The sequence below is a fragment of the Aeromicrobium sp. genome, assembly GCF_049586495.1.
Taxonomy (GTDB): Bacteria; Actinomycetota; Actinomycetes; order Propionibacteriales; family Nocardioidaceae; genus Aeromicrobium.
In genome coordinates this window covers 1-6,838 of the sequence record NZ_JBAVCB010000003.1, presented here as the reverse complement: position 1 = coordinate 6,838, position 6,838 = coordinate 1, and the positions used below count along the sequence as shown (strand labels likewise).

General features: G+C 67.9%; 8 protein-coding genes. 2 read left to right on the top strand and 6 right to left on the bottom strand.

Annotation, left to right across the window (positions count from 1 at the left end; all coding sequences use genetic code 11):
* The 4 genes from rplI to rpsF form a co-directional block, all read right to left on the bottom strand.
* Positions 1 to 365: 50S ribosomal protein L9 (rplI, locus tag WB508_RS00075; RefSeq protein WP_423842822.1), on the bottom strand; the 365-nt coding region annotated here is incomplete at its 3' end.
* 14 nt (positions 366 to 379) lie between these two features.
* Positions 380 to 610: a 30S ribosomal protein S18 gene (gene rpsR, locus WB508_RS00070; protein WP_423842821.1), complete on the bottom strand. Its 231-nt coding sequence runs from the start codon at positions 608 to 610 to the stop codon at positions 380 to 382.
* Between the two features lie 49 nt (positions 611 to 659).
* Complete coding sequence (locus WB508_RS00065; RefSeq protein WP_423842820.1) at positions 660 to 1,181, bottom strand: single-stranded DNA-binding protein; 522 nt, start codon at positions 1,179 to 1,181, stop codon at positions 660 to 662.
* A 96-nt stretch (positions 1,182 to 1,277) separates the two neighbouring features.
* Positions 1,278 to 1,568: a 30S ribosomal protein S6 gene (gene rpsF / locus WB508_RS00060; protein ID WP_423842824.1), complete on the bottom strand. Its 291-nt coding sequence runs from the start codon at positions 1,566 to 1,568 to the stop codon at positions 1,278 to 1,280.
* 142 nt (positions 1,569 to 1,710) lie between these two features.
* Between rpsF and WB508_RS00055 the strand changes: the two genes are divergently transcribed.
* Positions 1,711 to 2,271 carry a molybdenum cofactor biosysynthesis protein gene (locus tag WB508_RS00055; RefSeq protein WP_423842819.1) on the top strand — a complete coding sequence of 187 codons (561 nt, stop codon included), beginning with the start codon at positions 1,711 to 1,713 and terminating at the stop codon, positions 2,269 to 2,271.
* Here WB508_RS00055 and glpK read toward each other — a convergent pair.
* A complete protein-coding gene (gene glpK / locus WB508_RS00050) occupies positions 2,264 to 3,799 on the bottom strand; it encodes a glycerol kinase GlpK (protein ID WP_423842818.1) in 1,536 nt (511 codons plus the stop codon). The genes WB508_RS00055 and glpK overlap by 8 nt on opposite strands.
* Before the next feature lie 64 nt (positions 3,800 to 3,863).
* Here glpK and WB508_RS00045 point away from each other — a divergent pair, with 64 nt between their 5' ends.
* Positions 3,864 to 4,463, top strand: coding sequence for an LON peptidase substrate-binding domain-containing protein (locus WB508_RS00045; RefSeq protein WP_423842823.1), 600 nt, complete (start codon positions 3,864 to 3,866; stop codon positions 4,461 to 4,463).
* Here the strand turns inward: WB508_RS00045 and hrpB are convergent.
* A partial coding sequence (hrpB, locus tag WB508_RS00040) for an ATP-dependent helicase HrpB (RefSeq protein ID WP_423842817.1) occupies positions 4,460 to 6,838 on the bottom strand: 2,379 nt, incomplete at its 5' end. The two genes, WB508_RS00045 and hrpB, sit on opposite strands and share 4 nt — an antisense overlap.

The following is a 6,838-nucleotide window of genomic DNA, read 5'->3' as shown; positions in this document are numbered from 1 at the left end:
GTCTTGATCGGGTTGCCGATCTCGATGCGGCGCTTGTCGACGCTACCGCCCTGGCCCGCGATGGCCTCGGCGATGTCGGCCACAGTGACGGCACCGAACAGTCGGCCGCCCTCGCCGGAGCGCACCGGCACGTTGACCGGCGCAGCTTCCAGACGACCCTTGAGGCTCTGGGCCTCTTCGAGGTCGTGGATCGCGTGGGACTCACGCGCGGCCTGGATGGACTCGACCTGCTTGGCAGCGCCCTTGGACCAGCGAATGGCGAAGTTGCGCGGCAGCAGGTAGTTGCGGCCGTAACCGTCCTTGACGTCGACGATGTCGCCGGGGATGCCGACGTTGGTGACCTCGTGGGTGAGGATGAGCTTCACGATGTTCGCCTTCCTCAGCGAGTGGTGGACGTGTAGGGAAGCAGCGCCATCTCGCGGGCGTTCTTGATCGCCTTCGCAATGAGTCGCTGCTCTTGGACCGAGACACCTGTCACGCGGCGCGCACGGATCTTGCCGCGGTCCGAGATGAACTTGCGCAGCAGCGCAGTGTCCTTGTAGTTGATGACCGTGTCGCGCGCGAGAGGATTGCTCTTCTTCTTCGGCTGACGGATGACGGGCTTTGCCATGATGCTCCTGATTTCTTGCTGGCCTGGTGTGTGGCCGAAATGGGCTGACTCAGAAAGGGGGGTCGTCGGTGGCGGCTGCGCCACCGCCGCCCCATGCGTCAGATCCACCCTGGTTTCCGCCCTGCGGAGCCGCCGCCTGCGGCGACGATCCCCACGGGTTGGACTGTCCGCCGCCGGCGTTTCCGCCGCCTCCGTTGCCACTGCCGCCCGATGCGCGGGTGACCTTGGCGGTGGCGAAGCGCAGCGATGGGCCGATCTCGTCGACTGACATCTCCACGCTGGTGCCCTTGGAGCCGTCCTGACGCTCGAAGTTGCGGACCTTCAGGGCGCCCGTCACGATGACGCGCTGGCCCTTCTGCAACGACTCGGCGACATTCTCGGCGAGCTGGCGCCAGGCATCACAGCGGATGAACAGCGCTTCGCCGTCCTTCCACTCATTCGTCTGCTTGTCGAACGTTCGAGCAGTCGACGCGACGGTGAAGTTGGCCACTGCGGCGCCCGACGGAGTGAACTTCAGCTCCGGGTCGCCGGTGAGGTTGCCGACTACGGTGATGTTGGTTTCGCCAGCCATGAGGCACAGCCTTTCAAGTGGGTGGGTGATCTGACACCAGTGAACCGCAGAGGTGGGACAGCCAGCAGGCTGTGTCCACAGCAGCGGTCGAGCCGACTACTTGATGTCGGGGCGCGTGACCTTGGTACGGACCACGGACTCGTTGAGGGTGAGCTGGCGATCCAGCTCCTTCACGGTCTTGGGCTCCGCCTGGAGCGTGACGACGGCGTAGATGCCCTCGTTCTTCTTGTTGATCTCGTAGGCAAAACGACGCTTGCCCCAGACATCGATCTGATCGACCGAGCCGCCATCTTGACGCACCACGTTGAGGTAGGTGTCAAGGCTGGGCTGAACGGTGCGTTCGTCGAGATCGGCATCAAGAATGATCATGACTTCGTACGGGCGCAATGACATTGCGTCTCCTTCGGACTGAGCGGCCACGGGAATCCCCGTAGCAGGAGGTGTTGCCTGATTGGCAACCGTGCGATCCTACGGGATGACCGGCCTCGCAGGCCAATCCGCACCTGAGGCACCCCCGTAGGCTGGAGTCGTGACCACCACCGACTCGTTCACGATCGACTCCCTCGTGGTCTCGCCGCTGCGGCGCTTCGACGGTCGCCCCGCCGAGGGCCCCACACCGTTCTCGGGGGACGAGCACCCTGCCACGGTCCGGGTGCGTGCCCACAAAGGTCTCGTCGGGGACCGCTACTTCGGCACTCGATTCACGTTCGCCGCAGTCACGATGATTGCCGCCGAGCAGGTGCTCGCGCTCGAGACAACGCTGTCCTCTGGCCCCTTCGACCCCCTCGACGCGCGGCGCAACGTGGTGACGCACGGCCTCGACGTCGACGCGCTGGTGCGCACCGAGTTCACGATCGACGCTGGACATGGCCCGATCCGGTTCCGCTCGATCACTCCGGCCAACCCGTGCGCCTGGATGGACGAGGTGTTCGCGCCCGGAGCGCATCAGGCGTTGCGCGGACATGCTGGCATCCGCTGCGAACCCCTCGACGACGGCCAGCTCTCCGCGGGTCCGGCAACCGTGCTCGACGTGCGCCTTCTCGATCCCGACGAGCTGCGCCGGCGCATCACGGCCGCTCCGATCAGATGACGTCGTCGTCGACCCAGTCGAGAGTCTTGGTGACGGCCTTCTTCCAGGAGCGGAAGAACCGTTCCCGATCAGCCTCGTCCATCTGCGGCATCCATCGCTTGCCTTCGCCCCAGTTGGCACGGATGTCGTCTGTGCCCTCCCAGTAGCCGACCGCGAGGCCAGCTGCGTAGGCCGCGCCGAGTGCCGTGGTCTCGGCGATCTGTGGACGCACGACGTCGACGCCGAGGATGTCGGCCTGGAACTGCATCAGGGTCTCGTTGACGACCATGCCGCCATCAACCCGCAGCTCAGTGAGCGGGACGCCGGAGTCGGCGTTCATCGCGTCGAGCACCTCACGGGTCTGGTACGCCGTCGACTCCAGCACCGCACGCGCGATGTGGGACTTGTTGACGTACCGGGTCAGCCCAACCAGCGCACCGCGGGCATCGGGGCGCCAGTGCGGTGCGAACAGTCCCGAGAACGCCGGCACGAAGTAGGCCCCACCGTTGTCATCGACCTGCGCTGCGAGCGTCTCGATCTCGGACGCCTCGGTAATCAAGCCGAGATTGTCGCGCACCCACTGCACGAGCGAACCGGTGACGGCGATCGAGCCCTCGAGTGCGTAGACGGTGGGTTCGTCACCGATCTTGTAGCAGACCGTGGTGAGCAGACCGTTCTCGGACTGCACCGCCTCGGTGCCGGTGTTCAGCAGCATGAAGTTGCCGGTGCCGTACGTGTTCTTGGCCTCGCCCTTGTCGAGGCAGGCCTGGCCGAAGGTGGCTGCCTGCTGGTCGCCGAGGATGCCCGCCACGGGCGTGCCGTCGAGGATGCCGGGCTTGCACTCGCCGTACACCTCCGAGCTGGAACGAATCTCCGGAAGCATCGACATGGGAATGCCCATGTCTGCGGCAATCTGCTCGTCCCACTGCAGCGTCGTGAGATCCATCAGCATCGTGCGGCTGGCGTTCGTGACGTCTGTGACGTGCACCCCACCGTTCTCGGCACCGCCCGTGAGGTTCCACAGCAGCCACGTGTCCATGGTGCCGAACAGCAGCTCACCGGCTTCGGCACGCTCACGGACCCCCTCGACATTCTCGAGGATCCAGGCGATCTTCGGTCCCGAGAAGTAGGTGGCGAGCGGCAGGCCAACGGTCTTCTTGTAGCGGTCCGCGCCCACGTCGTCAGGAGCGGCTCGAGCCAGCCGATCGGCAATCTTCTGGGTGCGGGTGTCCTGCCAGACGATGGCGTGATGGACCGGTCGTCCGGTGTCCCTCTCCCACACGACGGTCGTCTCGCGTTGATTGGTGATCCCGACCGCTGCGATGTTCTTGCTGTTGACGTTGGCCTTCGCGAGCGCGCCGCCAATCACCGTGCGGGTGTTCTTCCAGATCTCGATCGCATCATGCTCGACCCACCCGGCCTGCGGGAAGATCTGCTCGTGCTCCACCTGGTCGACCGCAACCACCTGCCCCAAGCGGTCGAAGATCATGGCGCGCGTGGATGTCGTGCCCTGGTCGATCGCCATGACGTGCACGGTCTGTTCTGCCATGGATCCAACGTAGTAGACCCGAGACGTGACGGCCTGGGACCTCTAAGGTGAGGAGGTGACTCCGATGTTCCCGCTGGGGTCTGTTCTGATGCCAGCGATGCCACTCCCACTGCGCGTCTTCGAACCGAGATACCTCGCGATGATCGACGAGGTGCTGGATCGCGAGACGCTTGATTTCGGTGTCGTGCTGATCGAGCGCGGACACGAGGTCGGCGGCGGCGACGCGCGCTTCGGCGTGGGGACGATGGCCAGGGTCGAGCAGGTCGAGTCCAGCGACGGGCTCGCTGCGCTGGTGGCCCGAGGAAGCCAGCGGTTTCGGGTCGACTCATGGCTACCGGACGACCCGTGGCCGCGCGCCGAGCTCTCGTTGGTGGAGCCCTTGACGTGGGACGAGGACGACCGCGCACTCCTTGATGACGCCGAACGGACCGTCCGGCACTCGTTGGCGCGCGCCAGCGAATTCGTCGACACCATGTGGGACGCCACGGTCGAGCTGTCGCAGGACCCGGTTGATCGCTCTTGGCAGCTGGCCGGCATCGCGCCGCTGGGAGCCCTGGACCACGTGAGCCTGCTGGAGTCCCCCTCGACGGCTCACCTGCTCGCGAACATCGACGCGCTGACCCGCGCCGCTCTTGAGCTGATCGAGCTGCAGGGCGAGAGCTAACCCGACGTCCGTGGGTCCTTGGGCCAGGCGTGCTTGGGATAGCGGCCGCGAAGCTCGGCCCGCACCTGCAGGTAGGGACCGGACCAGAATGACTCGAGATCGGCCGTGACGGCAGCCGGTCGTCGCGCCGGAGTCAGGAGGTGCAGCAACACCGGCACCCGCCCGCCGGCGATCCGAGGCGTGTGCGCCCACCCAAAGGCCTCCTGAATCCGCACCGAGAGCACCGGCTGTTCCGAGCCGGTGGCGCCGTACTCGACCCGCACCGCAGAGCCGTTCGGCACCCTCAGGCGCTCGGGCGCCAGCGCATCGAGCCCGCTGGCGTCGGGCCACGGCAGGAGTCGGCGCAGCGCGCCAAGCACGTCGATGCGGCTCAGGTCGCGAGTACTCCGCACCCGTGCCAGCTCGGGCCCGAGCCAGGTCGTGATCGCGCTCAGCAGGGCGGTGTCGCTCACGTCGGGCCACGGGTCGGCCAGGGTGTGGTGCAGGAAGGCCAATCGCCGACGGAGCGCCGTGCCGGATTCGGTCCAGGGCAGCACGTCCAGTCCCTCGGCGGCGAGGCCAGCCCGGACGGCGGCGGCCACGGCCTCGGGCGCGGGATTCGTGATCGGTGCGCTCGAGAGCTCGATGGCTCCCAGTCGCGAGACTCGTCGTGCCACGATGCGTCCTGCCGTCCACGACACCTCGTCGTCCTCGCGCCACCGGCTGGCCGCGGCCGCCAGGGCGAGAGCCTCATCCAACGGCGCCGCCGAGCGGATCGTGGCCTCTGCCGCACCCGAGCGACGCTCGGCATCCGCCACCGCGATCCACGCCACGCCCGACAGGGCAGGATCGCCGCGCCGAAACGCCGCGCCCGTCCCGGCCACCATCACGTACGAGGACCCGCCTGGCCGCAGCCGAGCCACCCGTGTCGGGTGGGCCAGAGCGACGACGGCACCCACCGCGAGATCGTCGGTCAGGCTGGTGCGCTCGACCGGCTTGGTCACCGCGCGCTCCAAGCGGTGAACCGTCTCCTGCCAGGCTCCCGTCCCTGCACCTCCGCGCCGCATGTCGCGCAGCGCCGCCACGAGATCTCCCCCCGGCGCGCGCACGTCATCAGCCAGCAACGCCACGATCTCGGCAGCTCGCCGGGAGCCGACCGCGGTGGACCCGTCCAGCAGGGCTCGAGCCAGACGTGGGTCGACGGGGATGCGTCCCATCTGGCGTCCATGGTCAGTGAGGGCACCCCCGTCGTCGATGGCCCCGAGGTCTGTCAGGGTCCGGCTCGCTGCCGCCATCGACGCAGTCGGCGGCTGATCCATCAGCGCAAGCCCGGCACCATCTGGCGTACCCCACGCGGCCAGCTCGAGACCGAAGCCAGTGAGATCAGCGATGGCGATCTCCGGGACGGGGTGGTCGGTCAAGTGGGCGTGGTCGGTGCGCGACCAACACCGATGAACGACTCCTGGCGCCTCGCGGCCGGAGCGGCCGGCGCGCTGCTCCGCGGCGGCACGACTGACCCGCACCGTCACGAGAGCGGGAAGCCCGCGCCGGTGGTCCGTGCGGGGCTCGCGAGACAGGCCAGCGTCGACCACGATCCGCACACCGGGCACTGTCAGCGAGGACTCAGCGACAGCGGTCGAGACCACGACGCGGCGATGAGAGCCCTCACGCAGGGCGCGGTCCTGCTCCGGACCGGCGAGCCGACCGTGCAGCGGAAGGATGTCCACATCGGCCAGCCCGGACAGCCGGCGCACGACACCACCCACCTCGGCGGCTCCCGGCAGAAATACCAAGACATCACCGAGCTCGGTGGCCATCGCATGACGCACCGTCGAGGCGACGTGGTCGAGAAACCGTGGGGTGACTCCACGCTCATCAGTGGGTAGAACGCCAGGTGGCGGTGGTGTCCAGTGAACGGTGACCTCGTGCAGGCGCCCTGGGATGGCGACGATCGGCACTGGGCTGGCGTCCGCGCCTCCCAGCACCGCGGCGGTCCGTTCAGCCTCGATGGTCGCCGACATCGCCACCAGCTGCAGATCCTCGCGCACCGTGGCCCGCACGTCGACCAGGAAGGCCAGAGTCAGGTCAGCGTCGAGCTGGCGTTCGTGCACCTCGTCGAGCACGACGGCGCCCACCCCGACCAGCTCCGGGTCCCGCTGCAGCCGGCGCAGCAGCACGCCGGTCGTGACGAATTCGATCCGCGTGTGGGGCCCGACCCGCCGATCACCGCGGACGCTGTATCCCACCGTCGCACCGACCGATTCGCCCATCAGCGACGCGAGCCGGCGGGCCGCCGCCCGTGCGGCGATGCGGCGCGGCTGCGTGACCACGACTCGCCCCCGCACTCGTCCGGCCACCGCCGGAGGCACCATGGTGGTCTTTCCGGTGCCCGGTGG